General features: G+C 59.5%; 22 protein-coding genes and 1 pseudogene. 10 read left to right on the top strand and 13 right to left on the bottom strand.

Translation table 11 applies throughout. The annotated features are described in order from the left end of the window. Positions 1–8 precede the first annotated feature (8 nt). The 4 genes and pseudogenes from ACZ5C3_RS14310 to ACZ5C3_RS14295 form a co-directional block, all read right to left on the bottom strand. Entirely contained in the window at positions 9–2,402 is a 2,394-nt protein-coding gene (locus ACZ5C3_RS14310; RefSeq protein ID WP_464030688.1) for a xanthine dehydrogenase family protein molybdopterin-binding subunit, read from the bottom strand. Positions 2,403–2,539: 137 nt separating this feature from the next. Then, positions 2,540–2,998 (bottom strand): annotated as a pseudogene (locus tag ACZ5C3_RS14305) ((2Fe-2S)-binding protein); the annotation flags it as partial. Next, complete coding sequence (locus ACZ5C3_RS14300; protein ID WP_464030686.1) at positions 2,995–3,891, bottom strand: FAD binding domain-containing protein; 897 nt, start codon at positions 3,889–3,891, stop codon at positions 2,995–2,997. The gene ACZ5C3_RS14300 and the pseudogene ACZ5C3_RS14305, both read right to left, overlap by 4 nt. 67 nt (positions 3,892–3,958) lie before the next feature. Beyond that, positions 3,959–4,282: an NIPSNAP family protein gene (locus ACZ5C3_RS14295; protein WP_464030684.1), complete on the bottom strand. Its 324-nt coding sequence runs from the start codon at positions 4,280–4,282 to the stop codon at positions 3,959–3,961. 239 nt (positions 4,283–4,521) lie between these two features. Here ACZ5C3_RS14295 and ACZ5C3_RS14290 point away from each other — a divergent pair, with 239 nt between their 5' ends. Then, a complete protein-coding gene (locus ACZ5C3_RS14290) occupies positions 4,522–5,916 on the top strand; it encodes an aminotransferase-like domain-containing protein (RefSeq protein WP_464030683.1) in 1,395 nt (464 codons plus the stop codon). 51 nt (positions 5,917–5,967) lie between these two features. Here the strand turns inward: ACZ5C3_RS14290 and ACZ5C3_RS14285 are convergent, their stop codons facing one another. From ACZ5C3_RS14285 to ACZ5C3_RS14265, 5 genes are all read right to left on the bottom strand, one after another. Next, on the bottom strand, positions 5,968–6,987 hold the full coding sequence (locus tag ACZ5C3_RS14285; RefSeq protein ID WP_464044113.1) for a DMT family transporter: 1,020 nt from the start codon (positions 6,985–6,987) through the stop codon (positions 5,968–5,970). A 123-nt stretch (positions 6,988–7,110) separates the two neighbouring features. Beyond that, the gene (locus ACZ5C3_RS14280) at positions 7,111–8,358 is read right to left on the bottom strand and encodes a GGDEF domain-containing protein (protein WP_464030677.1); all 1,248 of its coding nucleotides are present in this window, start codon (positions 8,356–8,358) and stop codon (positions 7,111–7,113) included. A 338-nt stretch (positions 8,359–8,696) separates the two neighbouring features. After that, positions 8,697–9,173 (bottom strand): 30S ribosomal protein S9, encoded by a 477-nt coding sequence (gene rpsI, locus ACZ5C3_RS14275; RefSeq protein WP_464030675.1) that lies wholly within the window; start codon positions 9,171–9,173, stop codon positions 8,697–8,699. Beyond that, a complete protein-coding gene (gene rplM / locus ACZ5C3_RS14270; protein WP_464030673.1) occupies positions 9,173–9,637 on the bottom strand; it encodes a 50S ribosomal protein L13 in 465 nt (154 codons plus the stop codon). Before rplM ends, rpsI begins: the two co-directional genes overlap by 1 nt. Before the next feature lie 150 nt (positions 9,638–9,787). Beyond that, the gene (locus tag ACZ5C3_RS14265; RefSeq protein WP_464030671.1) at positions 9,788–10,219 is read right to left on the bottom strand and encodes a PaaI family thioesterase; all 432 of its coding nucleotides are present in this window, start codon (positions 10,217–10,219) and stop codon (positions 9,788–9,790) included. A gap of 145 nt (positions 10,220–10,364) precedes the next feature. On the opposite strand from ACZ5C3_RS14265, the gene ACZ5C3_RS14260 reads away from it, so the two are divergent. The 3 genes from ACZ5C3_RS14260 to ACZ5C3_RS14250 all read left to right on the top strand — a co-directional run bounded on the left by ACZ5C3_RS14260 (position 10,365) and on the right by ACZ5C3_RS14250 (position 13,235). Continuing rightward, positions 10,365–11,189, top strand: a complete 825-nt coding sequence (locus tag ACZ5C3_RS14260) for an enoyl-CoA hydratase (protein ID WP_464030669.1) — start codon at positions 10,365–10,367, stop codon at positions 11,187–11,189. Between the two features lie 18 nt (positions 11,190–11,207). Further along, complete coding sequence (locus ACZ5C3_RS14255; protein ID WP_464030667.1) at positions 11,208–11,792, top strand: CoA-binding protein; 585 nt, start codon at positions 11,208–11,210, stop codon at positions 11,790–11,792. A 162-nt stretch (positions 11,793–11,954) separates the two neighbouring features. Continuing rightward, entirely contained in the window at positions 11,955–13,235 is a 1,281-nt protein-coding gene (locus ACZ5C3_RS14250; RefSeq protein ID WP_464030665.1) for an O-acetylhomoserine aminocarboxypropyltransferase, read from the top strand. Positions 13,236–13,322: 87 nt separating this feature from the next. Here ACZ5C3_RS14250 and ACZ5C3_RS14245 read toward each other — a convergent pair whose 3' ends face one another. Both ACZ5C3_RS14245 and ACZ5C3_RS14240 read right to left on the bottom strand, forming a co-directional pair. After that, positions 13,323–14,144, bottom strand: a complete 822-nt coding sequence (locus ACZ5C3_RS14245) for an FTR1 family iron permease (RefSeq protein WP_464030664.1) — start codon at positions 14,142–14,144, stop codon at positions 13,323–13,325. Positions 14,145–14,312: 168 nt separating this feature from the next. Beyond that, positions 14,313–15,422, bottom strand: coding sequence for a COX15/CtaA family protein (locus ACZ5C3_RS14240; RefSeq protein ID WP_464030662.1), 1,110 nt, complete (start codon positions 15,420–15,422; stop codon positions 14,313–14,315). A gap of 95 nt (positions 15,423–15,517) precedes the next feature. Between ACZ5C3_RS14240 and ACZ5C3_RS14235 the strand changes: the two genes are divergently transcribed. Continuing rightward, the gene (locus tag ACZ5C3_RS14235) at positions 15,518–15,730 is read left to right on the top strand and encodes a DUF2842 domain-containing protein (protein ID WP_464030661.1); all 213 of its coding nucleotides are present in this window, start codon (positions 15,518–15,520) and stop codon (positions 15,728–15,730) included. Here ACZ5C3_RS14235 and ACZ5C3_RS14230 read toward each other — a convergent pair. Continuing rightward, the gene (locus ACZ5C3_RS14230) at positions 15,721–16,788 is read right to left on the bottom strand and encodes a polysaccharide deacetylase family protein (RefSeq protein WP_464030660.1); all 1,068 of its coding nucleotides are present in this window, start codon (positions 16,786–16,788) and stop codon (positions 15,721–15,723) included. The two genes, ACZ5C3_RS14235 and ACZ5C3_RS14230, sit on opposite strands and share 10 nt — an antisense overlap. A gap of 119 nt (positions 16,789–16,907) precedes the next feature. Between ACZ5C3_RS14230 and ACZ5C3_RS14225 the strand changes: the two genes are divergently transcribed. Further along, positions 16,908–18,095 carry a GNAT family N-acetyltransferase gene (locus ACZ5C3_RS14225; RefSeq protein ID WP_464030658.1) on the top strand — a complete coding sequence of 396 codons (1,188 nt, stop codon included), beginning with the start codon at positions 16,908–16,910 and terminating at the stop codon, positions 18,093–18,095. A gap of 16 nt (positions 18,096–18,111) precedes the next feature. On the opposite strand, the gene ACZ5C3_RS14220 is transcribed toward ACZ5C3_RS14225, so the two are convergent. Further along, complete coding sequence (locus tag ACZ5C3_RS14220; RefSeq protein WP_464030656.1) at positions 18,112–20,271, bottom strand: GumC family protein; 2,160 nt, start codon at positions 20,269–20,271, stop codon at positions 18,112–18,114. Between the two features lie 183 nt (positions 20,272–20,454). Between ACZ5C3_RS14220 and ACZ5C3_RS14215 the strand changes: the two genes are divergently transcribed. The 4 genes from ACZ5C3_RS14215 (at position 20,455) to ACZ5C3_RS14200 (ending at position 25,185) form a co-directional block, all read left to right on the top strand. Next, the gene (locus ACZ5C3_RS14215; RefSeq protein WP_464030654.1) at positions 20,455–21,096 is read left to right on the top strand and encodes a polysaccharide biosynthesis/export family protein; all 642 of its coding nucleotides are present in this window, start codon (positions 20,455–20,457) and stop codon (positions 21,094–21,096) included. Then, positions 21,096–22,232: a glycosyltransferase gene (locus ACZ5C3_RS14210; RefSeq protein WP_464030652.1), complete on the top strand. Its 1,137-nt coding sequence runs from the start codon at positions 21,096–21,098 to the stop codon at positions 22,230–22,232. The genes ACZ5C3_RS14215 and ACZ5C3_RS14210 overlap by 1 nt, the downstream gene beginning before the upstream one ends. 114 nt (positions 22,233–22,346) lie before the next feature. Continuing rightward, the gene (locus ACZ5C3_RS14205) at positions 22,347–23,903 is read left to right on the top strand and encodes an undecaprenyl-phosphate glucose phosphotransferase (protein ID WP_464030650.1); all 1,557 of its coding nucleotides are present in this window, start codon (positions 22,347–22,349) and stop codon (positions 23,901–23,903) included. 22 nt (positions 23,904–23,925) lie between these two features. Then, complete coding sequence (locus ACZ5C3_RS14200) at positions 23,926–25,185, top strand: O-antigen ligase family protein (RefSeq protein ID WP_464030648.1); 1,260 nt, start codon at positions 23,926–23,928, stop codon at positions 25,183–25,185. The last annotated feature ends 7 nt before the right edge of the window (positions 25,186–25,192 follow it).

Below are 25,192 nucleotides of genomic sequence, written 5' to 3'. Positions count from 1 at the left end.
CTTGGTCCTTACTTGGTCTCTTGTGCCGCAGCGATGGCATCACTGATCGCCGCGATACGGATTGGAAGCTTCGAGAACGAGATGTTGAGAGGCGACACTGCGTCGTTGATCGCGCCGGAAATCGCTGCAGGCGAGCCGAGGTAACCGCTTTCACCCGACCCCTTTTGGCCGAACACCGTGAATGGTGACGGCGTGCAGTGGTGCACGATCTCGACGTGCGGGACTTCGTGCGACGACGGCAGCAGGTAGTCCATGAAGCTCTGGGTCAGGAGCTGACCCTCGCTGTCATAGGCGAACTCTTCCAACAGCGCCGCGCCGATGCCGTGGGCGATACCACCCAGTGTCATGCCCTTGACGATGTGAGGATTGATCACCGTGCCGCAGTCGTGCCCGATGATGTAGCGCCGAATCTCAGGCTTCGCGATCTGCGGATCGAATGCCAACAGAACGAGGTGAAACTCGAACGAATGGCATGGATACATCTGTACGCGGCCGTTCTCCGGCAGCTTGGCGCCTGTCGGCACCTGCATCACATGCGTCGTCTCGAGGCCGGGCTCCATGCCTTCGGGCAACGCATGAAAATGGCGGTGTCCGATGTTCACAAGGTCAGCCCAGGACAACGACTTCTTCGACTTGGGATCGGTGATGCCGCCGGCCGCATACTCGACGTCGTTTTCGCCGAGCCCAAATTGGTGCGCGCCGATCTTCATCAGCTTGGCTTTGAGCTTGAGGGCAGCGTGATAGCACGCACCGCCCATCATGATCGCCATCCGGCTACCGACCGGAGTATTCCCCGGCAAGCTCGCCAAAGAATCCGGACGCACGACCCGGATCTTGTCGGGATCGATCTCAAGCACTTCGCCGACGACCGTCGAAGCAAGGGTCTCATGGCCCTGTCCGGCTGACGTCGTGTGAATGGTCACAGTCACGAATCCGACGCCATCCACATTGATGCGGATAGACTCCATCCACGTGGACGTCGTGTTCTTCTCGTTGAGCAATGGCTCGAACGACGAGTTACCGCCGCTCGGCTCAAGGCAGGCGGCAATACCGATGCCCGCCATCATGCCCGATGCGCGCAACGCATCGCGCTCCTTCACCATTGCCTTGTAATCCGCCGTGGCGAGCACCTTGTCGACGACGGTGTGATAGTCGCCGCTGTCGTAGTGCGTTCCGCTCGGGATCAGATAAGGGAATTCTTCCTTACGGATGAAGTTGCGGCGGCGGACTTCGAGGCGGTCGAGACCGACCGCAGCCGCCACCTTGTCGATGGCAGTTTCGATCGCGTAGTTGGTCGGCGCCTGGCCAAAGCCGCGCACAGCCTCCTGCGCCGCCTTGTTCGACATCGTCGCCATGGCGCGATACTGCACGCTCTCGATCTTGTAGGGACCGACGATGGCACCGATCGGCTTGCCGAGCTGGAAGGGCGAACGGCCGGCATAACCGCCGACATTGTCCAACGCCCGCATCTTCATCGACTTGACGATGCCGTCGTCGTTGAACGCGATATCGACGTCGAAGATGCGCTCGGGTCCATGGGCATCCCCTGCCCGCATGTTTTCGAGACGGTCTTCGATCAGACGAACCGGGCGACCGAGAATGCGTGCGAGGTGCGAAGCAAGCACGGTGTGCTTGATGCCGCGCTTGACGCCGTAGCTGCCGCCGACATCGACGTCTTGATGCACGCGGACATTGTTGGTCGGAATACGAAGCGCGCGCGAGATCTGGTCCGGATACTTCGGCATCTGGATCGAGGCCCAGACGTCAAGCATTTCGCTCCACGGATCCCACTTCGCAACCACGCCGAATGTCTCAATCGGCACAGTCGAATTGCGGCCCCAGACCACGCGGAACGACAGATGCCGCGGGCTTTCGGCGAAGTGCTTGTCGACCTCGCCCCAGACGAACAGCTTGTCGAGCAGCACATTGGTGCCGTGCTCGGGATGAACTTTGGGGCTTGCGTCGGTGATCGCCTCTTCAGCGTCGATGACATACGGAACGGGTTCGTACTCAACCTTGACCTTTTCCGTCGCGTCTTCGGCCTGAGCGCGGGTTTCCGCGACCACAGCCACGACCCACTCGCCGGAATAGCGCACCTGGTTCACAGCCAACGGATAGCGCCGCACCTTCGGCGTATCGAGACCGTTCATCAGGGGATCGACAGCCTTGGCGAGCTCTTCACCGGTCAGCGCGTAAACCACGCCCGGCATCTTCAACGCAGCGCTGGTGTCGATCGACTTGATCTTCGCAGCCGGATACTGCGACGGCACCAGGGCTACATGCAGCAGACCGTCGAGTGTGATGTCCGCGACATATTTGCCATGGCCGGCGACAAAGCGCCGGTCTTCACGAACGCGCCGGTTGGAAGAGACGAATTTCAGGGTTGTCGGCTCACCGCTCATGGGCGTCCTCCGTGGGGCGTGTCCGTTTCCGCGGCTTCAAGGACGCCCTGCTGTGGCGCATCGGCTTTCGCGTTCGGATCTTTCACCGGCTCGTTGGCGTGCGATCCCTTGAGGTGTCGCGGCGCGTTAGCCTTGCGCAGACGATCGGCTGCGAATTCGATCGCTTCGACGATCTGTCCATATCCAGTGCAACGGCAGATGTTGCCAGAGATGGCTTCGACAATGTCATCGCGGGTGGGGTTTTCCTCCCGCTCAAGCAACGCATGAGCGGTCAGGATCATGCCGGGCGTACAGTAGCCGCACTGCAGGCCATGGGTTTCGCAGAACGCATCCTGGATCACGCTAAGTTCACCGGGCGCAGGCGCCAACCCCTCGATGGTGGTGATCTCATATCCATCGGATTGAGCCGCAAACATCAAGCAGGCGCGCACCGGAGCACCGTCGAGCAGAATGGTGCACGCGCCACAAACGCCATGCTCGCAGCCTGTGTGGCTTCCAACCAGTGAGAGATCTTCGCGCAGAGTATCCAGCAAGGTCTTGCGCGGTTCGACATCGACCGTCCGGGAACGGCCATTCACTTTGAGATTCACTTTCATTGCACGACTCCGGCAGCGCTCCGAGCCGCCGGCGACTTCGCGTCGGCAATTGCATCTTCAAGCGCACGGCTTCCGAGAACATTGGCAACACGCATGCGGTACTCCGCCGACGCATGCAGATCTGATGTTGGTTCCAGCACCGTCGTCGCCTCGCGAACGGCATCAACGATCGACGCCTTGTCGAGCTTGCCGCCAATCAGCCCGGACACATCGAGACGGATCGCGCGATCGCCGACGCCACCGATGCCAAGCGCGACATCAAGGCAGCGCCCGTCGTCATCGAGGGCAACCTGTGCAGCAGCAGCAACAAAGGCGAAGTCGGATTTGCGTGCGCTGACTTCGTGGAAACCCGTTCCGACTTTCGCGTGCGACCAGACCGGGAAACGCACGGCGCTGACGCAATCGCCGGGCATGACAGAAGTGAGCATCGGACCGATGAAGAAATCATCGGCCGGCATCGTGGAGACACCATCGGGATTCGTGATCTCGATGTCCGCGCCGAGCGTGACAGCAACAAGCGGAATTTCCGCCGACGGGTCGGCATTGGACACTGAGCCGCCAACGGTACCGCGGTTACGTGTCGGCGGATGGCCGACCCACGGCAGCGCCTTCGCCAGCAGCGGGAGAGCGTTGCGTGTCGTTGCGCTGTTCTCCACCTGCACCTGACGCGTCGTCGCACCGATGACGACAAAGCCGCCTTTAGTGCGAATGCCGTTCAAGTCAGGCAAGCGATAGATATCGACAAGCTTTGCCGGCCGCGCGAGCCGCATTGCCAGCATCGGGATCAGGGTCTGCCCGCCCGCGATGATGCGCGCATCCTCATCGGCTGCGAGCAGTGCGCAGGCCTCTGCGATGGTCTCCGGCCTGACATATTCGAAAGGGGCTGGCTTCATAATGCTCTGCCTTCCACGTGTGACACATGTCTCAGCGCGGCCCCCGCCGCCCTGAGACGACAACGAATTATCCGAGAAGCAACCCGGCGACCTTGGGCGAGAGAACCGATACGGTCTGGTTCTTCAGCAGAGGCCCGTTGGTTTCACTTGCGGCCTTGATGGCGCGCCATTCCTCATCGGCACCGAAAGCGGCCCACGCCTTGGTCCGATCCTCTTCAGTCTTGAAGCGGGTCATGTAAGTCATCCGGCCGTCTTCGGCAGGCGCTTCGAACACGCCGAGCAGTTCAATGCCATGCTTGGGGAGCCTTGGAACCACCTCGGTCTTGAACCGGGCCCTCATCGCTTCGGCTTTGCCTTCAGCGGCTTCGTAGATGCGAATTTCGTAAATCAATGCAGGCTCCTTAGTGCTCAGCGATTGAGCGCGATAAAATCAAAGACCGAAGCATTGTCAAACTTATTATAGTTCAATTAGGCAAAATTCTCTGATTGCACCGCAGCAATTTGGAAAATCAGGGCAAATTCAGATGATTTTTGGGATTTTCTTCGGTTTTCATCGCTCGAAAGCATCAGACGATTGCAACAATGTCATAATTGTACTATTCGGTGACCAACCCGATTTGAGGATTTTCCGTGTCTCAAGACACCACATCGAAAGAATGGATTCCGGTTCTCGCCGACGCTGCAGGTCCGCGTTACCTCGCGTTCGTGCAGTCGCTCGAGAGCGATATCGAATCCGGTGCGTTGAAGCCGGGCACACGTCTGCTGCCGCAACGAGACATGGCCGCGCAGCTTGGGCTGAGTGTCGGGACGATTTCACGCGCCTATGCGGAGGCTGAAACGCGCGGCCTCATTTCGGGAGAAGTCGGACGCGGGACATTCGTGCAGCGGCGACGCCATCACGCGCAAACCGCCAATGGCGGCCCCGCAGCAACGACCGTCAATCTCGCGTTGAACGTGCCGCCGTCCACCGGCGAAGATGAGCTGATCGCTTCCGTTCTGGAAGAAGTCGTTGCCGACGGTGCATTGAAGCCGCTGCTCGGCTATTTGCCCCATCAGGGACTTCCCTATCATCGCAACGTGATGGCCGAATGGCTCGCTCAGCTCGGCATCACGACCGATGTGGATCATCTGTTCATCACGCACGGCGGTCAGCACGCGCTCTCCATCGCACTGAACATGGTAGCAGCACCGCATGACACGGTGCTAACCGAACGTTTCAGCTATTCGGGCATGATCGCGCTGTCCGCGCTCAACGGCTATCAGCTGCACGGCGTCGCCGGCGATCGACACGGCTTGTTGCCAGATGCATTGGACCGGGCGTTTACCGAGACGGGTGCACGGGCGTTGTTTGTCACACCCACCCTGCAGACCCCGACGGGCACGGTGATGCCGAACGAGCGCCGTCAGGAAATCGCGGACATCATTCGCAAGCACGACGGCTTCCTGCTGGAGGACGACGCTTACGCATTCCTGTTCACGACGCCGCCCAAGCCGATTTCATCGATGGTGCCTGAGCGGAGTTTCTACGTCACCAGCTTCGCCAAGTGCCTTGCACCGGGCCTGCGCATTGCCGCGATGATTGCACCGGATCAATTCCGCGATCGCTGTATCAATGCGGTGCGTGCCACCGGTTGGATGGCTTCTCCCATCATGGCGGAAGTGGTCGTTCGGCTCATTCACAGCGGCGATCTGCAACGCCAGGTTCAGCTCAAGCGTGCAGAAGCCGTTCGCCGCAATGCGATTGCCGACGAAGTGCTGGGCAATTGGCTTCCCATTGTCTCGGATACCCCCGGCTTCCATCGCTGGCTGCCGATCCCTGCCGGACGCACTCTGATTGCTCTCGTTGCTCAGGCCGCACAGGCGGGTATCACGCTCGCCCCACCTGGCGCATTGCAGCAGGTGGACCGCGGTACGTTGGGTGTGCGTATCTGTCTCGGCCATCCGAAGACCGACAACGATCTGCGGCGCGCCCTCACCCAGCTGCGGCGAATTCTGGAGTCAGCGGAAGAACTGTCCTTCGTCTGAGGCGCGTATAAGCGCGATCAGTTCGTTAGCGCGAATTGCAACGCCCTGGATTCAGTCGAGCCGGAAACGCAGAACGTCGGCAACGCGGCCCGTCAGATCCACCAGCGACAGCACATAGTTGGTGTCCAGCGAAACGACGACGGAGCCGATAATCGTCACGAAAGCTCCGACGACAACGGCGGTGTTCAACACTTCAACCTCGCGATTGACCATCTGCGACAGGAACAACCGAAAGACCAGTGACAATTGCAGGATGGGCGTCACCACCATGAGCGGCGCAATTGCGAGCGACGCATAGACAAAGCCCTGCGACATCGCGACGAGAATAGCTGAGCCCACAAACCACATCGCATTGTTGCGGTTCAGCGAAAGAACATCCTTGCGGATCGATGCCGAAGGCAGGACCAGGAAGCACAGCACAATGGTCGCCGCGGTGTAGGCGATCACGCCTCCGGCCATGGGGCTCTTCACCGGCATGCTTTCAAACGCCATGCGCACCATCAGCGGTGAAATGCCGTAGCATGTGGCAGCACCCAATGCGGTTAAGAATCCCGGAAGGTATTGCGGCTTGAACATAGGCTTGTCCGAACCAGGCGCGGCCTCCATGGCCACCGCTTTGTCCGAGCGCACAACGCGTTTTCCGAACGTCGAGTGCAATTGTGTCGCGAACGACCCGGCCAGCATCAAGATCGTGCCGAACAATTGGAGCACCGTGAAGGGCTCCCTCATCAGCACAACGGCCAGCAACATCGTCACCAGGACTTGAAGCTGAACCACTGGCGCGGAGATGTTCACGCCGACCAGCTTGTTGGCTTGATAGTTGAAGTACCGTCCAAGCAGGAAATGCAGACAGCCCTGAGCGATAAGCCAGGACAAAGCGATGGGGGGAAACGAGGACAGAGAGCCGAGCTGGCCCGTGACAGCCGCCATGATCACGAAGCCCACTCCCCCCAACGGCACCGTGATGGCCATGGCCTGCGTGACCGAGCCGGTCAGCACGCCTCGGCGCATCGCTGTGTTGTTCATGGCGAACGTGAGCGCGGCCAAGGCCGCATAGATTGCACCGAGCATGAACTCCCCGCCCTGGATCCTTTTGCGGCGGGAGCTTTAGTCGATTTCCAAAAAAGAACCAGCCGCGCTTTTGCGGGCCGCATCGACGTTTGATGCAGCCCTCCTCTCACGCGATCCGCAACGTCAGATGCGGATTTCCATGGCGGGGGTTGGGTGGATGGCATGGTGCGACGCACCAGCCATCTTGCGACGCGACTCTCCGAGCGACAGCGGACGTTGTTCTGCAGCCGCCTCCACGCGGTTACGTCCACCACGCTTGGCCTGATAGAGCGCCGTATCGGCTGATGCCATCAGCACTTCGAGTTCAGTATTTGCGGGACCACCCGCGACACCGATACTCACGGTCGTTGCCAACGGGTCGTCATCGACGCACACGCCGGATGCTTCGAACGCTTCGCGCACGCGCTCTGCGGCAAGCAGTGCTTCGTCCATGGAGCACGGCAGAAGCGCGGCGAACTCCTCGCCGCCAACCCGGCCAACGAGATCGGTGATACGCAAGGACGTGACGATGCAGTGCGAAAATACTTTCAGGATATCGTCACCGGCTGCGTGACCGAAGCGGTCATTGACCGACTTGAAATGGTCGATGTCGAAAATCATCACGGTCACAGGACGGCCAGCTTTGGCTTCGCGCTCGATCATGCGCGACGTCGCCTCACCAAAACCGCGACGGTTCAGCAAGCCCGTAAGCGGATCGATCGAAGCTGCGGTCTTGTGCGCACTGACAGTCCGCTCTGACACCAGCATGAAGATGATGAATACCGTGCCGATGGCATAGAGTACCAGTTCTCCTGCGAAGACCGCGACCCAGCCCACGCTGATCGCGGCACCGGTGGCTCGCATCATGTCCCCGAGCACGATCGGCATCACCAGCACCGCGCCGTGCAAGAGCGGGATGATGATCGCCGGCCAGCGCGCCCGCAAATTCTTGCGGCGCTCTCGCCAGAGCTCGCTCGCGGTCAGTGCCGTATAGACCGCGACGATGCCCGCACTCAGCATCATACGCCGTTCCGGATCGAGCGGATCGAGCGCGATCATCGCTCCAACCCAAAGCGCCGGACCAGCGAGGATCACGATCCAATTCGGGGAGCGGCCGTGAAAGACACGCGCCGCGTCCCAGACCAGGCCGCAGGCAAAGAAGCCGACTGCGCTCACCGCAAGCGACAGCCCTTTGCCAAGTTGATCTCCGCTCGCGATCCATAACGCAATGGAGGTCGCCCCTAACAGATAGGCTGCGCCCCACCATCCGAGTGCCGGAATCTTCTCTTGCCGCCAGAAGAATAGCAGCATGAGCCCGAGAAGCGCGGCGGCTAGCGTGGCAATGAGATACAGCGTGGAAATATCCAGCGACAGATGTGATCCAGCGGGCATCTTAAATGTAGCGCTCTTAAAAAAAGACGGAGCTGGAATAGCCCCCTCAGCCGATCAAACGCTAGCGACGGTATCTTGGGACTCCGTTTGCGCCCGTCACACAATTTTCGCAAAAAATTATCCGCAATTCCGCGCCTTCTGGAACTCGTATGGTGCTCGCTCTACTTTCCCGCGAACCCTTTCAACGAACTTCTAAAATCACACTAGAATCATAAAGTTCGCGGGGGAGCGCGCTGCGCGATGAGGCGAACCTTGGATTCGGCACACCAGCAAAAAGGGCGCCCCAAGAGGCGCCCTTTGAAACCAATCTGCAGTTGCAGATAATTTGATCGTTGCGATTAACGCTTCGAGAACTGGAAGGAGCGACGGGCCTTGGCCTTGCCGTACTTCTTACGTTCAACGACACGCGAGTCGCGGGTCAGGAAGCCGCCCTTCTTGAGGACGCCGCGCAGTTCAGGTTCGAAGTTCGTGAGAGCCTTCGAAATGCCGTGACGCACAGCACCAGCCTGACCGGAGAGACCGCCGCCTGCAACGGTGCAGTAAACGTCGTACTGGTCCTGACGAGCAGCAGCGACGATCGGCTGCTGGATCATCATGCGCAACACCGGGCGAGCGAAATAGGTTTCGACTTCGCGCGAGTTGACGACAATCTTGCCGGAGCCCGGCTTGATCCAAACGCGGGCAACCGCGTCCTTGCGCTTGCCGGTGGCATAAGCGCGGCCGAGCTTGTCGACCTTCTTGACGTACTTGGGACCTTCAGCGGTCGCGGTCTTGAGCGACGACAACTGATCGAGGGACTGCATGGTATCGGACATTATGCGACCCTCGTGTTCTTACGGTTCATCGATGCAACATCCACGACTTCGGGCTGCTGTGCTTCATGCGGATGCTCGGCACCACCATAGACACGCAGGTTGCCCATCTGGACGCGGCCCAGCGGTCCGCGCGGAATCATGCGCTCGACAGCCTTCTCGACAACGCGCTCCGGGAAGCGGCCTTCCAGGATCGACTTTGCAGTGCGCTCCTTGATGCCACCGATGAAGCCGGTGTGCTTGTAGTAAACCTTGTTCTCGCGCTTGCGTCCGGTGAGGACGACATCAGCAGCGTTGATGATGATGACGTTGTCACCGCAATCAACGTGAGGGGTGTAAGTCGGGAGGTGCTTGCCGCGCAAACGCATGGCAACCAAAGTAGCGAGACGGCCGACGACCAGACCCTTGGCGTCGATCAGCACCCACTTCTTGTTGACCTCGGCTGGCTTGGCCGAAAACGTCTTCATGTGAGAGATCCGTGAAATTGATGTTCGGCGCAAATCGCCAAAGCTGCTGCGGTTTCTAAATAACCGGGCGACGCACGTCAACGCCCCATCACAAGAAATAGATGTTAAAAATCAATATCTTATAAATATGGTATTTTGGTACCTTCGAAATCACTGAGCATTCGGAATGGAATAGGTCGCCGTCACGTGTGCAATCGGGTCCGGAGATGTGCCCGACAGCAGCATCACTTCACCGACGGCAAGGCGCTTGCCAAGCTTCATGAGCTTGGCGGCGGCGACGATGTCCTGCCCCGGCTGCCCTTTTCGAAGGAAATTGATGTTGAGACTGGTGGTCACCGCAAGCCCGACGGGGCCGATTGCCGACAGCAGCACCACGTACATGGCGAAATCAGCCAGAGCCATCAACGTAGGGCCTGAAACCGTTCCACCCGGCCGAAGCATCCGCGCATTGTAGGGCTGGCGCAGCAAACTGGTTGCCCCGTCCGCGCTCTCGATCAGGATTTCACCGCTGGCGAAAGCCTGCGGAAATTCCTTGTGGAGGAACGCCTGGAGCTCCGCCACGGTCATTTTAGCTTTATTCATGGGTGGTCTGCCCTGCCTCATCCCTTATATGACGGCCTTGTAACACACAGGACGATCAGCAAAAGTGGAAACAGATTTCACATAGGCGTCCCCCTCGCCTACAAACGGCGCAATGTGAACTTCTCAGGCAACGACGGACATCGCCATGACGATCCAGGCTGCAACGGCGACACCGGTTCAATCATCGCCCCTTTTGCGGGAAACCATCGACGGCATTGCCGTGCTGACACTGGACTCGCCCAAATCCCGTAACGCGCTGTCGGAAGAGATGCTCGCCTCAATACAGGCGCAACTCGATGCGATCCGCGATGACAATTCGATCCGCGCCGTCGTTATTGCTGCGGTTGGGCCTGCGTTTTCCTCGGGGCATGATCTCAAGGAGCTGACCGCACGCCGTAGCGACGCCGACAATGGGCGTGCTTATTTCGCGCAGATCATGACGGCGTGCAGCACGATGATGCAGACTATCGTGCGTCTCCCTAAACCAGTCGTCGCCGCCGTACAGGGTCTCGCCACTGCCGCTGGTTGCCAACTGGTTGCGACGTGCGATCTTGCGGTGGCCTCCGAGCAAGCAACATTCGCCACACCCGGCATCGATATCGGACTGTTCTGCTCCACGCCGATGGTCGCGCTGTCACGAAACATCCCACGCAAGCACGCAATGCACATGCTACTGACCGGCGAGCCGGTTTCTGCACAGCGGGCCGAGGCGCTTGGCCTCGTCAACGACGTCGTCCCCGCCGGCGAGGTGCGGCAGGCAGCCATCGATCTTGCGAAGAAAATCGCGATTAAATCGGCCTACACCCTCAAGGTCGGCAAAGAGGCATTCTACCGGCAGGCCGAAATGAGCCTTGCGGATGCCTATCTTTATACGGCACAGGTGATGACCGAAAACATGCTGGCGCGCGACGCCCAGGAAGGCATCGGCGCCTTCATCGAGAAGCGCACACCCAAGTGGGAAGACCGGTAACGCCGGCGGAAACCTAAGATGAATCACGACTCATACGACGACGCCTACATCCGCGGCATTCTCACCGGGGTCAAAACCATCGCCATGGTCGGCGCCTCCCCGGTCAACGTTCGCCCGAGCTACTTCGCGTTCAAATATCTTGCCGAGCGCGGCTACGACATGATTCCGATCAATCCGGGACAGGTCGGCAAAAGCCTGGTCGGCAAACCTTTCGTCGGTTCGCTGAAAGAGATCGGACGTCCGGTCGACATGGTCGACATCTTCCGCAACTCCGATCACGCGGGCCCGGTCGTTGACGAGGTCTTGCAGCTTCCGACATTGCCGAAGGTGATCTGGATGCAGCTCGGCGTGCGTAACAACGAGGCCGCAGCCAGAGCAGAAGCCGCCGGCATCAAGGTGGTGATGAATCGCTGCCCGAAAATCGAATATGGCCGCCTGACATCCGAAATTCAGTGGATGGGCGTGAACTCGCGCACCCTGAGTTCGAAACGTGCGCCGATTCCGACAAGCAGCATGCGGTTGTCATTGAATCGTGCGAGCGTCAGCGGCGGCGCGACCGCGGCGGCGGATCGTGTCGCGAAAGACAAGAACGACGTTTCATAACGTCGTAATTTCGGAGCACGTTTGTTACGGTTGCAACGAAGCCGGCCAATTTCTTTTCGTGTTAACGCCGACCACCGCTGAACGCTTGACTGATCCAACGCGCACCCGCAGGATTCCAATCTAGTGGAGTGCCGGTTCACGGCACTGAATGAAGGATTTCACATGACTGACCGTCTACCGGGATTTTCCACGCTCTCTATTCATGCCGGCGCACAACCGGATCCGACCACCGGCGCACGCACCACACCGATCTATCAGACCGCATCTTATGTCTTTAATGATGCGGATCACGCCGCGTCCCTGTTCGGCCTGCAATCCTTCGGTAACATCTACACCCGCATCACCAACCCGACGACCGCTGTCCTGGAAGAGCGCGTCGCGGCGCTTGAAGGCGGCACGGCAGCGGTCGCGTGCGCGTCCGGTCACGCCGCGCAGATGCTGGTGTTCCACACGTTGTTGCAGCCGGGCGATGAATTCATCGCGGCGCGGCGCCTATACGGCGGCTCGATCAACCAGTTCAACCATGCCTTCAAGAATTTCGGCTGGAATGTGGTGTGGGCCGACACCGACGACGTACAGAGCTTCCAGCGCGCGGTGACGCCAAAGACCAAGGCGATCTTCATCGAGTCGATCGCCAATCCGGGCGGCACCGTTACCGACATCGAAGCCATCGCAACCATTGCCCGCAATGCCGGCGTCCCACTGATCGTCGACAACACCCTCGCCTCGCCGTATCTCATTCAGCCGATCAATCACGGCGCCGACATCGTCGTGCACTCGCTGACCAAGTTCCTCGGCGGCCACGGCAACTCGCTGGGCGGCATTCTCGTTGATGCCGGAACGTTCGACTGGTCGCGCGACGGCCGCTATCCGGCGCTGAGCGAGCCACGCCCCGAGTATCATGGCATCAAGTTGCAAGAGACCTTCGGCAACTTCGCCTTCGCCATCGCAGCCCGCGTGCTCGGCTTGCGCGACATTGGTGCTGCAATCTCGCCGTTCAATTCTTTCCTGATCCTGACCGGTATCGAAACCTTGTCGCTGCGCGTACAGCGGCACTCCGACAACGCGAAGGCCGTTGCCGAATTCCTGTCGACGCATCCCGCCGTCGCCTGGGTCAACTACGCCGGTCTGCCGGGAGATCGCTATCATAACCTCGCCCGCAAATACTCGCCCAAGGGCGCAGGCGCGGTGTTCACGTTCGGCCTCAAGGGCGGCTACGACGCAGGCATCAATCTCGTGTCGAACGTGAAGCTGTTCTCGCACCTTGCCAATGTCGGCGACACCCGTTCGCTGATCATTCATCCGGCGTCGACCACGCACAGCCAGCTCAGCGACGCACAAAAGGCGCAGGCCGGTGCAGGCGTTGACGTGGTGCGGCTGTCGGTCGGCCTCGAAGACAAGGAAGATCTGATCGCCGATCTCGATCAGGCGATGAAGTCCTAACGGCTTCTAATATATCAAAAGCAAACGCGGCGCCGGGGATTGGCGCCGCGTTTTTAGTTTAGAGAGCAAATGGACTTTTTTAAAAATTCAGGATTTCGAAGCGCGGAGTGACGCCGACGCCTTGTCCTCGCGGCTCAGGCGCGCATTGCGCTGGAAGATCGAGAAGGTCGCGAGCGCAAACAGGATCACCAGCAACTGCGCCGACAGCGCCTCGACGGTGGGATTGAGACCAATAGAACCGAGCCATCCGAAGCTCTTCAGTTCGGTGAACGGCACGATGCTCTGCTCCTGGAATTCCTGGATCGCCTCGCCGATGAACTTGATGCCCATCGCGAACAGGAAGGCCGACGTGATGATGAACAGCGGCCGCAGCGGAATGCGCTTCGCAATCAGATTGATGAAGTAGAACAGCACGACCAGGCCAAGCGTTGCAGCCCCAAGGCCTGCAAACAGCCCGACGCTCCAACCGCCGGATGTGGCGGCGAGCGCGTTGATGAACAGCACCGTCTCGGCGCCTTCACGGAAGACTGCAAAGAACGCCAGCATAGCGACTGCCCACGAGGTGTCCTGCGCGAGCGCGTTGTTCGCCTTCGCGGCCAGATAATCCTGCCAGCCGCGCGGATCCTGCTTCACCATCAGCCAGCCGCTGACATAGAGCATCAGGCCGGCCGCAACCAGAATGATGAATCCTTCCAGCACGTCGCTGTGCTCGCCGGAATTCCAGACCGCGAACAGCCAGGCCGCGATGAGGCTGAAGCCAACCGCCGCAAGCGCACCGCCATAGAGCGCGGCGATACGATGCCCGCCGCCGACCTTGCGCAGGTAGCCCGCCAGCGCAGCGATCACGAGCATGGCTTCCAGCCCTTCGCGCAACAGAATGACAGCGGCTTGGACAAATGCGTTCGACATAACGGGACTCGAAATCGTCACCCTTCGGAATGTGGTGGTTCTAATCCCCGGCCTCGCGCAGTGAAAGCGGGTGCGCCACGCACTAAGTTGTGAAGAGCCGCCGAACTAAGAATAATGCCCGTAAATCGGGCATTTCTGGCTTGTGTCAATACTTTAGAATAACTCGACTTAATTCGGATTGCTGACCACGAGGCTGAGCTTGGCCGACGTGGTCGCCGGCAGTCTCACACCGAGCCGCTCCGTCTGAAACAGCGCCATTGTCAGGACCACGATTGCCATGGCCTGATGCGACAGCCCGAGATCGATCGGCACCTGATTGAGCAGCGTGATGATGCCGAGCGATGCTTGCACGATCATTGCGACGGCCAGCCACACCGCGCCGCTCACCACAGCAGAACTCGCACGCGAACGAACCGCATCGATGGCATGCACGGCCGCGACCACGAGTAGCGTGTAGGCGATCATGCGGTGAGTGAACTGAACCGTCAGCGTGTTATCGAAGAAATTGCGCCACCAGGGCTGCTCGAAGAACAATCGCTCGGCTGACGGGATCAAGCCCCCGTCGATCAGCGGCCAAGTGTTGAACACCTTGCCGGCGCGGAGCCCCGCCACCAGCGCTCCGAAATAGAGCTGAAGGAAAACCAGTACGAGTAACAGACGGCTCGTGAATTTCACTCGGGCAGACGCAACGATGGCCTCAGGCTTCGCCAGACGCCGCAGCGTCCAGACAATGGCTGAGAAAATGAACAGCGCCAGCATGAAGTGTAAGGCGAGCCGGTATTGCGAGACCGAGACACGGTCAGTGAGTCCCGATTTCACCATCCACCATCCGACGGCCCCTTGCAGCCCGCCCATGGCGAAGATGATCCAGAGCCTGCGCTTCAATCCCTCGGCGCTGTTAAAGGCGCCCTTCCAGAGAAACCAGAGAAACGGAAACAGGAAGGCGGCACCGATCAGCCGTCCCAGCAGCCGATGGCCCCACTCCCAAAAGAAGATCGTCTTGAATTCGGACAGCGACATGCCCGCGTTCATTTCGCGGTACTGCGGAATGGTCTTGTAGGCTTCGAATTGCTGGGTCCACTGCGCGTCCGTCAGTGGCGGAATCATACCCGTGACCGGCTTCCACTCGACGATCGATAGACCGGATTCGGTCAAACGCGTCGCGCCGCCAACCAGCAGCGTGCACACGATGAGTGCGGCCACGCAGACCAGCCAAATGCGCACCCCGCGCAGACTTGCCACGGGCTTTTCCGGTCGATCGATCACAGCAGAGAGCATTTAAAACACAGCCTTGAATGAATTCGCGCGGACCTTATAGTCCCGGCACTTTATCGCGCAAGCCGCGCTCCAGCCACCACCAGCACAATCCTGTTATGACAATCCGCACCCGCAAACTCATTGGAACTGTTGGACTTCTCGTGCTGGTGGTCATTTGGTCGCTGACCGGAATGGCGATTGCGCAGATCCCATTACTGGCGTCCTCAAAGCTCGCGCAGGCGATTTTCTATGTGGTGGCCGGACTCGGCTGGGTCCTTCCCGCCATGCCGCTGATTTCATGGATGTCGCGGCCCGATCCTCAGCCGTAATTAATTGCGGGTTCCACCGCCTGCGCCTTTCCGCGACGTATGCTGATGCCAGAAAGAACCGCGTGCAGAGCACGGAGCGACGTTCGCTGCCCGTCCCAGGCGATGCGAGGTAACTGCATCAAGTCCGATTGGCCGTCGCGGCCAATGAGGCCTGCCTTCGAGGAGACGGCTGTCGCGAATCCTGCTTCCCGCGCCAGCATCACATCCCGCGGTGTGAAGGTATCAGCGTCTCCGAAGGGATAGGCGAAGTGCCGGCATGGCACCCCGAGTGCCGTTTCCAGGACCTTCCGCCCCATGGCCATTTCCCGCAACACCGCGGTCCCTTTGGTCTGCCGCAGATTGGGATAGTTCACCGTCGCGCAGCCGATGGTCGCCAGCGGATCGCGCGCCAGCACCGCGAGGCTCTGCCACGTCATGGTGATGTCTTTCGAGACTGCAGAAAGATCGACGCTGTAACGCCGGCACAGATCGTTTATCGCGACCGCAAGGTCATTCGGCGGCAACGACAACAACCACGCATGCAATCCGGCATAGAGTTCGTACTTGCCGGCACGATCCGGAACGCTGAACCGCCTTTCGACGCCATCCATGACCAATGCAATCCGCGTGGTCTTCGCGATGACATCGCGCAAGGCAAGCCACCACGCCTGACCGATGCCATCAACGAATCCGGTCGGCACATACAGTGCAAACGGAACGCGATGGCGCGACAAGACCGGATAGGCCGATGTCATGAAATCGCAATAAGCCCCATCGAACGTCAGGGCAATGAAACGCCGCGCCCCGCCTCGATAGGCGGCGCGTTCCGCGACCTCGTCCATAGACAGAAAGTCAAAGTCCCGGCGCTTCAAGACATCGATGGCGCGATCAAGGAATTCAGGCGAGATTTCGTGGTTGCGCAACGGCTGGAACGCATCACGGCACGATGGCCGCACATGTTCGAATTTAAGAATAACGCCCGAGCCCTGCGCTCTCCGCTCCGCGACACGAGCCAAACCGCTGAAATAGGCGACTTCCAGCGCGGAATTTGCCAGCGCTCGCTTCCAAGACAGCACCATTAATCCTTACCCGCCATCATCCGCAGCAAACCATTGTCATTACTCTTTATTGACATTTGTTTGAATAAGGTCGGCCCAAACCGCAATCGACCGGTTTAGATCACAAATTAAGGTCCCTGATGACCATGGCTGCCGCGCTTCAAAGCCAAACCGAACATGGCCAGTCGCGCTCCGGCGGCCCTCGTATTGCCCGCGTCGATGTCATCCGCGACATGGCGGGGGCCGAAGCGGTCTGGCGCAAGTTCGAAGGCCCGGATGTCCTCTCGACCCCCTATCAGCGTTTCGAGCTGCTTGATGCCTGGCAGAGAACCGTTGGGCAGGACGAAGGCTCTGCTCCATTCATCGTCGTTGCCTATGGCGAACACGACCAGCCGCTGCTGCTTCTGCCGCTCACGGTGGGTCGTGAAAACGGCGCACTCGTCGCGCGCTTTATCGGTGGCAAGCATCCGACGTTCAACATGGGCCTGTGGCAGCGCGACTTCGCGGCATCCGCAACCAAGGCTGATATCGACGCCCTGATTGCGGGGATCGGCAATCGCGTTGACGTGCTTGCCTTCACCCAACAACCGCAACAATGGCAGGGCGTTGCCAATCCCTTCGGGCTCTTCGGCGGACAGCCATCGACGAACCGTTGTCCGATGATGACGATGGTGCCTGGCTGCAAGCCCGAGGACCGCGTGAGCACTTCGACCCGGCGCCGTCTGCGGAACAAAGAGCGCAAGCTTCAGGCTCTGCCCGGCTATCGCTATTTCGTGGCAACCTCCGACGACGAGATCAACCGCCTGCTGGATGGTTTCTTCATCATCAAGCCGCAGCGCATGGCGCTTTCCAAACTTCCAAACGTCTTTGCAGATCCTGCTACGCAAGCCTTCATTCGCGAGGCCTGCTTGAGGAATCTGCCAAACGGTGAACGCGCCATCGCGACACACGCGCTGGAATGCGACAGCGAAATCATTTCGATTTTCGCATGCGTGGCCGATGGCCAGCGTTTCTCGACTATGTTCAACACGTATACGATCTCGGAGAACGCTCGTTACAGCCCGGGCCTGATCCTGCTGCGGGACATGATCGATTATTACGGCGACCTCGGCTACAGCTCGCTCGACTTCGGCGTCGGCTCCGACGACTACAAGATGACGTATTGCAAGGAAGACGAGCCGATCTTCGACAGCTTCATTCCATTGACAGCGCGTGGCAAGCTGGCCGCCTTGGGCATGTCGTCACTCACGCATGCCAAGCGCCTTGTGAAGCACAATCCGGCGCTGATGCAGATGGCGCAGCTGTTGCGCAACGCCATCCATCGTTAAAACTTCTCCAGTCGTCTTACGCGGCAGCGATGCGATCGCTGGAAGCCGCGACGTCAGCCGATTGCACGGCGGCTTTCAAGATCGTCACATCGACGAACCCCGAAGCCAGCAGTTGCTTACGCATCGTATCCCGAGCGTCTGTCGTAATGGCAGGATCCGGAATGATGACGGCGTGAGCCTGTGATGCGATGAGCGTAGCCGGCAGATCCGACGCCGTGCCGGCATCAAGCACCACATGATCGTAGGCACGCAGCAACGCATCGATGGCGAGGTTTACGCGTGGTAGCTGCAGCAGTGACCGCTGTCCCACGTCGCGCCCTGCGCCGACCAGATGAGCGCCTGACATCCGATCCTTGGTGATGATCTGCCCAAACGATGCCGCACCCTGCATAAGGTCCGTCAGGCCCGGAGCGGCAGGATCGGACGACATCGCCCTCAGGGTCGGCGAGGCCATCGCCATATCCACCAGAACAACCTTGGAGCCGCGGGCAAGCAGGCGCGCCAGCGTCAAGGCGGTCAACGTGACGCCCTCATTCTGATGTGCGCCGATCACCGTGATCTTTCGTGACGCGTCGCCTCCGGCCCGCAGCGAACTGGCCACCCGTTCAATCTCGCCGGTGATTCCAGGCGCTGGTACGGGCGCCCGAGACGGTGTCTCCTGCAAAGACACAGGCGCTGTGCGCTCGCCCATGACACGTGGTGCCGTCATGCGCAGCAGCTCGCCGGTCGCGATATAGCCCGCGCTGAGCATGAACGTGGCCAGCGTCGCGATCAGTACGATCGGCAGCTTCTTCGGAAACGCCGGCGTGTTCGAGATAATAGCGCGCGAAATGATGCGACCGTCCGCAGGCGCGGCATCGATGTTCTCGCGGGTCGTCGCCTCACGGTATTTAGCCAGATAGGATTCCAGAAGGTCACGCTGTGCCTTGGCTTCGCGTTCAAGCGCGCGCAACTGCACGTCCTGACCATTGGTCGACGTCGCCTGACGCTTCAATTGGTCAAGACTTCCGTTCAGACCATCGACACGGGCATTGGCGATTTTCGCGTCATTTTCGAGTGAGCGGGAAATCTTGCTCGCCTCTTCCCGGATCTGGCGATCGATGTCCGCGATCTGGGCTTTCAATTCCTTGATGCGTGGATGGCCGTCGAGCAGCGTCGAGGACTGCTCTGCAAGCTGCGCCCGCAACGTCACCCGCTGCTCGGACAGACGGCGAACCAGTTCGGAATTCAGAACTTCGGAAGCCTCAATGGGGCGGCCGCTCTGCAGCATCTCACGGATCGACCGCGCCTTCGATTCGGCATCCGACTTCAAGGCGCGCGCGTTGTTGACCTGAGAATTCAGCTCACCCAGTTGTTGGTTCGACAATGTCGTGCTGTTGGTGCCAATGAAGAGATTGGACTTCGCGCGGAATTCCTCGACACGGGCTTCGGCTTCCGCGACCTTCTTGCGCAAGCCTTCAATCTCGCCCTGCAACCACTGCGACGCAGACTTCGCCTGATCCTGCCGGGCGGCTTGCTGAAAGATAAGATATTCATCAGCGACAGAATTCGCCACGCGGGCCGCAAGGTCCGGATCGCGCGACTGGAATTCCACGACAATGACGCGCGATTTTTCGACGGCATACACGGTCAATCGCTCGGAATACGCCTGAAGCACCCGCTCCTCGGGGGTCATGTTGAACGGATCCCTGGCGATGCCGAACAGCGACAGCAGCGTCCGCAGCGGCGAGATGCCGTGCAAGACGGGATCAAACTCGGCCAGGTCGCCAAGCTTGTTCTTCTTGATGACTTCACGCGCAAGGTCGCGCGACAACAGCAACTGAACCTGGCTGGTGACGGCTTCGGCGTCGACGCTGCCCCGCTCCTCGTTGCGTTCACCGTTAGGGCGCAGGAAGACGTTCTCGCGACCGTCGATGAGGATGCGCGCCTCTGACTTATAGCGCGGCGTGATCATGTTGACGGCGATCAACGAGAGCACCAGCGCGAGCCCGGTCGGAACAACCACCCAAGCCCGCTTGCGCACCAGTTCCCGCCAAATGGCACGCAGATCGATGTCACCTATTTCCGATGAAGGGGCCGGTCGCGGCGCCGGAGCGGGCTCGACGGGCGGAGCGACGGTCGCAACGGTCTTCGACCAGGTCTTGCTCACCCATCCACGCGGAAACGCGAAACGCATGCAACTCTCTCCACCGACCACTTACTGCACGGACTTAAAAACCCAATCGATGGAGGCGATTACAGTCCATTAAGGTTGCTGCCCGGTTAATTAAGGCAAGATTCCGACGCCCGGACACGCGGCGTTACGCTTTGTTAACCATGAAAGTAGTTAATCGGAATCGTACTTACCTTGGATTGCCCCATGCAGCGCAGTCGAGCGCTATTTCTCTCTTTCCTCCTCGCGCTCGCGGTGTCGGGCTGTATGAGGACTCCTGGCCCGGTAGCAACTGCTCCCGCCACCAGCTTGGATTCCCTTGCCTACGGCGGCTATCAGCCGCCGCGCGAGGTCGCAGTCCCTGCCTCCTATGCCTATGCACCGCAAGATGAGCCGTATCGCCTGGATGCCGGAGATCGGCTGCGTATTGTCGTCTATGGCCAGGAAGGCCTGACCAACACCTACACGGTTGGTGCCGGCGGCTCGATCACCATGCCGTTGATCGGCGCGGTCCGCGCGCGCGGATTGACGCCTGCGGAACTGGCCGCGGCGGTTACAGCTCAGCTTAAAAAAGGCTATCTGCGCGAACCCTACGTCGCAGCCGAAGTCGAAAGCTATCGCCCCTTCTTCATCCTTGGAGAGGTCACCGCGCCCGGGCAATATCCCTTCGTTCCGAACATGACGGTTGAGAGCGCAGTTGCCATCGCCGGAGGTTTCACACCCCGCGCCCAGCGTAATGACGTCCAGCTCACGCGCACCGGCGAAGCTGGCACCCAGCGCGCCACCGTGCCACCCGGCACAGTCCTCAAACCCGGCGATACGGTTGTTGTGACCGAACGGTGGTTCTGATGCCTGAGACGGCGAGCTCTCCGCTGCGCATTCTTCATGCTGTCCGCGCGCCCGTCGGCGGTATCTTTCGCCACATCGTTGATCTCGCCATCGGACAGGTTGAGCGGGGGCATGAGGTCGGAATTCTAACCGATAGCCTCACCGGCGGAGAACGTGCCGAGGCTGCCCTCAAGGAGATGGCGCCGAAATTAAAACTCGGCGTTCATCGGCTTGCGATTCGGCGCGAGCCCCATCCCGCCGACACCACGGCCGCGATGCAGTTCGCGAAGATCGCTCAGTCCCTCAATCTCGATGTGCTGCACGGACACGGCGCAAAAGCCGGCGTCTTTGTGCGTCTCAGAGGAAAATCCAAGAACACAATCCGCGTTTACACGCCCCATGGCGGCTCCCTGCACTATCCGCCGAATACCTTGAAGGGCGCGCTCTATGCAAAAATGGAGCGGGCTTTGATGGATCGGACCGAACTGTTTCTGTTTGAGAGCGCCTTTGCCCGCGACACCTATGAGCGCGTGATCGGCAAGCCAACCAAGGGACTCGTTCGTTGCGTGTTCAATGGTGTCACCGCGGCGGAATTCGATCCTGTGACGCCGGTGGAAGATGCGACCGATCTCGTCTACGTCGGCGAGTTCCGCGAGATCAAAGGCGCAGACCTCTTGATCCAGGCTGTCGGCCGGCTGCGCTCTCGCGGCAAATCTGTGACCCTCACTCTTGCCGGGGACGGTGAAGAAACCGACAAGCTGAAAGCTCTGATCAAGAAGCTGAAGCTGGAAGACGCGATCCGCTTCATTGGACACGTCAAGGCCCGGTTTGGATTCTCGAAGGGTAAACTCTTGATTGTTCCATCCCGCGGCGATTCGATGCCCTATGTGGTGATCGAAGCTGCGGCCGCAGGCATCCCAATGCTCGCCGCCAATGTCGGCGGCATCCCGGAGATATTCGGCCCTCTCAGTTCCGGACTGTTTGTCCCGAATGACGCAGGCGCAATCGCTGACGCTGTGGAAACGGCCCTCTCCGATATGAATGCGACCCGCGAGCGCGCGAGGGAACTGCGGGAACGAGTCTTCATGCATTTTTCACAAAACGCCATGGTCGACGGCGTCATGAGCGGATATCGGGACGCGTTTAATTCGCGTTAACCGGTCTTTACCAACGATAACCAAATCTTCCGATTTGTTCGCTAAGGCATGCGCAGTGGGACTTCACGTTCCCCACTCCGTCGCTACCTGACGTGCAACAACGGAAGTTCGTTCGTGGAACCGATTGACGCTCGCTCGATGATGAATGCAGCCGCTGCGGCAGCAGCCGCGAGCACCGCTGATGGCGGTCCACGCGTGGAACGCCGCAAGAGACTTTCCCCGGCGGCTCTCGCGGTCGCCAACCGGAAAGTTCCAAGCGCTTATTCAAGCATCGTTATCACAGGTGCGGTCCGCGCCGTTGACTTTCTCTTGCTGAGCACCATCGGCATCATACTGTATCTGACATACGTGCGGCCGCTCGACGGGTTCTCCTTCTCTTGGGAGTACATCGAGGCCATCCTTTTGATTGCGCTGGTCGCCGTGATCAGCTTCCAGGCCGCCGAGATTTACGACCTGCAGGTGTTTCGCGGCCAGCTTCGCCAATTCACTCGGATCATATCATCCTGGTCCTTCGTCTTCCTTCTGTTCATCGGCGCATCATTTTTCGCAAAAGTGGGTGACGCGGTCTCGCGCGTCTGGCTTGCTGCGTTTTTCGTTGCGGGCCTCGCTGCTCTGATCGCGGAGCGCCTGGTGCTACGTTCGCTCGTTCGAGGCTGGGCTCGCGATGGGCGTCTCGACCGGCGGACAATTATTGTCGGCTCGGACGAGAATGGCGAGAATCTGATCCGTGCCCTTAACGCGCAGAGTGATTCCGACATTCAGATACTGGGCGTGTTCGATGACCGCAACGACTCGCGGGCGATGGATACATGTGCCGGTGCGCCGAAGCTCGGCAAGATCGACGACATTCCCGAATTCGCCCGCCGCACCCGCATCGATCTGGTGCTGTTCGCGCTGCCGATTTCAGCGGAAACCCGCATTCTCGAAATGCTGAAGAAGCTTTGGGTACTGCCGGTCGATATTCGGCTCTCCGCGCATACCAACAAGCTGCGCTTCCGTCCCCGCTCCTATTCCTATCTCGGCGAGGTACCGACCCTCGACGTCTTCGAACAGCCGATCACCGACTGGGACATGGTGATGAAGTCGGTGTTCGATCGTGTGGTCGGCGCGATTATCCTTCTCCTCGTTTCGCCGATTATGGCGCTGATCGCGCTCGCTGTTAGGCTCGACAGCCCCGGCCCTGTGCTGTTCCTGCAGAAGCGCTACGGTTTCAACAACGAACGCATCGACGTCTTCAAGTTTCGCTCGCTCTATCATGATCAGGCCGATCCTTTGGCGTCCAAGGTCGTCACCAAAGGCGACAAGCGCGTGACGCGCGTCGGACGGTTCATCCGTAAATCCAGCCTTGATGAGCTGCCGCAGCTTTTCAACGTGGTGTTCAAGGGCAATCTTTCGCTCGTCGGCCCCCGGCCGCACGCCGTGCAGGGCAAACTACAAAGCCGCCTGTTCGACGAAGCCGTGGATGGCTACTTCGCGCGCCATCGCGTCAAGCCTGGCATCACCGGCTGGGCTCAGATCAACGGCTGGCGTGGCGAAGTGGACAGCGAAGAGAAGATTCAAAAGCGCGTCGAGTTTGATCTCTACTACATCGAGAACTGGTCGGTGTTCTTCGATCTCTACATCCTCTTCAAGACTCCGTTTGCCCTGATCAAGGGTGAAAACGCGTACTAACGCGAAGAGGATCCCGGTTCACATGGTAACCGCCGCGGCAGATTATGCTCTCCCGACCTCGGCGACGCCGCCGCGCATCGCTTCGATTCAACGCGGATTGATGTGGGCCGTCGGCGCAGGTGGCGCGATCGTCTTCATCGAACCAAGCCCCTACGAACTTGTAACGCTCGCTGCGCTGATCTTCTTCTTCGCAACGGGATTGCGGATGCGACCTGTTTTCATCCCGCTTCTAATCCTGCTGTTTCTGACAAATCTCGGCTACACCATCTGCGCTGCGTATTTGTTGGAAAACCAGCCGATCATGAACTGGATCCTGACGTCCTGGTATATGGCGATCACCGTGTTGTTCTTCGCGATGGTGCTATCCGAAGACACCGCCGAGAGGCTGGAGTACCTTCGCCGCGGCCTAATCGTCGGAGCAGTCATCGCATCAGCCTCAGGCGTCGCAGGATATTTTCATCTGGTGCCGGGCGGCGATGACCTGTTGACCCTCTACAGCCGAGCGCGTGGCACCTTCAAAGATCCAAACGTGCTCGCCGCCTTTCTCATCCTGCCCGCGATGTTTACGCTTCAGGTTGTCGTAACTGAGCCCTTGTGGAAATCAATTCGCAGCGTGCTGGCGTTGGGCATCATCAGCCTTGCCGTGCTGCTGGCCTTCTCACGTGCATCCTGGGGCCAGCTTGTCCTTTGCTCGGCCTTCATGCTGATCTTGATGTATCTCACCAGTCCATCGACGAAAGAACGTCAGCGTATCGTGACGATGGCGATTATCGGGGTTGTCATTGCGGCCTCGTTGATGGTGGTTCTGTTGTCGTTCAGCTCGATCGGCGATCTGTTTAAGGAGCGCGCGAGCTTCAATCAAACCTACGACAGTGGGCGATTCGGACGATTTGGACGGCATGTCCTCGGCTTCCAGATGGCTCTTGAGATGCCTCTTGGAATTGGCCCGCTTCAATTCACGAAATACTTCCCGGAAGATACGCACAATTCGTTTCTGAACGCCTTCATGTCGGGCGGATGGATCGCAGGCATCTGCTTTCCGGCGCTCGTCTTCATGACTGTGATTCGTGGGTTCAAACTGATCTTCGTCCGCGTTCCCTGGCAACGAACGTATCTTGCACTGTTCTCCGCGTTCCTTGGCACCGTTGCCGAAGCCTTCATCATCGACGTCGATCACTGGCGTCATTTCTGGATGATGTTAGGGGCGATGTGGGCGATGTTCGCGGCCGTGCACGCTTATCAATACAGCCAACGACACGCGCGAACGAGCGTCGCCACATAGCTTGCGC

This window comes from Afipia dichlorophenoxyacetatis (assembly GCF_055386385.1).
This window is presented reverse-complemented; position numbering and strand designations above follow the sequence as displayed.

Coding starts and splice junctions, on each gene's coding strand:
- ACZ5C3_RS14240 (WP_464030662.1), bottom strand. CDS start 15,422: ATGCTCTCTGCTGTGATCGATCGACCGGAAAAGCCCGTGGCAAGTCTG.
- ACZ5C3_RS14255 (WP_464030667.1), top strand. CDS start 11,208: ATGAATCACGACTCATACGACGACGCCTACATCCGCGGCATTCTCACC.
- ACZ5C3_RS14260 (WP_464030669.1), top strand. CDS start 10,365: ATGACGATCCAGGCTGCAACGGCGACACCGGTTCAATCATCGCCCCTT.
- ACZ5C3_RS14215 (WP_464030654.1), top strand. CDS start 20,455: ATGCAGCGCAGTCGAGCGCTATTTCTCTCTTTCCTCCTCGCGCTCGCG.
- rplM (WP_464030673.1), bottom strand. CDS start 9,637: ATGAAGACGTTTTCGGCCAAGCCAGCCGAGGTCAACAAGAAGTGGGTG.
- ACZ5C3_RS14200 (WP_464030648.1), top strand. CDS start 23,926: ATGGTAACCGCCGCGGCAGATTATGCTCTCCCGACCTCGGCGACGCCG.
- ACZ5C3_RS14310 (WP_464030688.1), bottom strand. CDS start 2,402: ATGAGCGGTGAGCCGACAACCCTGAAATTCGTCTCTTCCAACCGGCGC.
- ACZ5C3_RS14225 (WP_464030658.1), top strand. CDS start 16,908: ATGACCATGGCTGCCGCGCTTCAAAGCCAAACCGAACATGGCCAGTCG.
- ACZ5C3_RS14220 (WP_464030656.1), bottom strand. CDS start 20,271: ATGCGTTTCGCGTTTCCGCGTGGATGGGTGAGCAAGACCTGGTCGAAG.
- ACZ5C3_RS14230 (WP_464030660.1), bottom strand. CDS start 16,788: ATGGTGCTGTCTTGGAAGCGAGCGCTGGCAAATTCCGCGCTGGAAGTC.
- ACZ5C3_RS14265 (WP_464030671.1), bottom strand. CDS start 10,219: ATGAATAAAGCTAAAATGACCGTGGCGGAGCTCCAGGCGTTCCTCCAC.
- ACZ5C3_RS14300 (WP_464030686.1), bottom strand. CDS start 3,891: ATGAAGCCAGCCCCTTTCGAATATGTCAGGCCGGAGACCATCGCAGAG.
- ACZ5C3_RS14235 (WP_464030661.1), top strand. CDS start 15,518: ATGACAATCCGCACCCGCAAACTCATTGGAACTGTTGGACTTCTCGTG.
- ACZ5C3_RS14250 (WP_464030665.1), top strand. CDS start 11,955: ATGACTGACCGTCTACCGGGATTTTCCACGCTCTCTATTCATGCCGGC.
- ACZ5C3_RS14285 (WP_464044113.1), bottom strand. CDS start 6,987: ATGCTCGGTGCAATCTATGCGGCCTTGGCCGCGCTCACGTTCGCCATG.
- rpsI (WP_464030675.1), bottom strand. CDS start 9,173: ATGTCCGATACCATGCAGTCCCTCGATCAGTTGTCGTCGCTCAAGACC.
- ACZ5C3_RS14245 (WP_464030664.1), bottom strand. CDS start 14,144: ATGTCGAACGCATTTGTCCAAGCCGCTGTCATTCTGTTGCGCGAAGGG.
- ACZ5C3_RS14280 (WP_464030677.1), bottom strand. CDS start 8,358: ATGCCCGCTGGATCACATCTGTCGCTGGATATTTCCACGCTGTATCTC.
- ACZ5C3_RS14210 (WP_464030652.1), top strand. CDS start 21,096: ATGCCTGAGACGGCGAGCTCTCCGCTGCGCATTCTTCATGCTGTCCGC.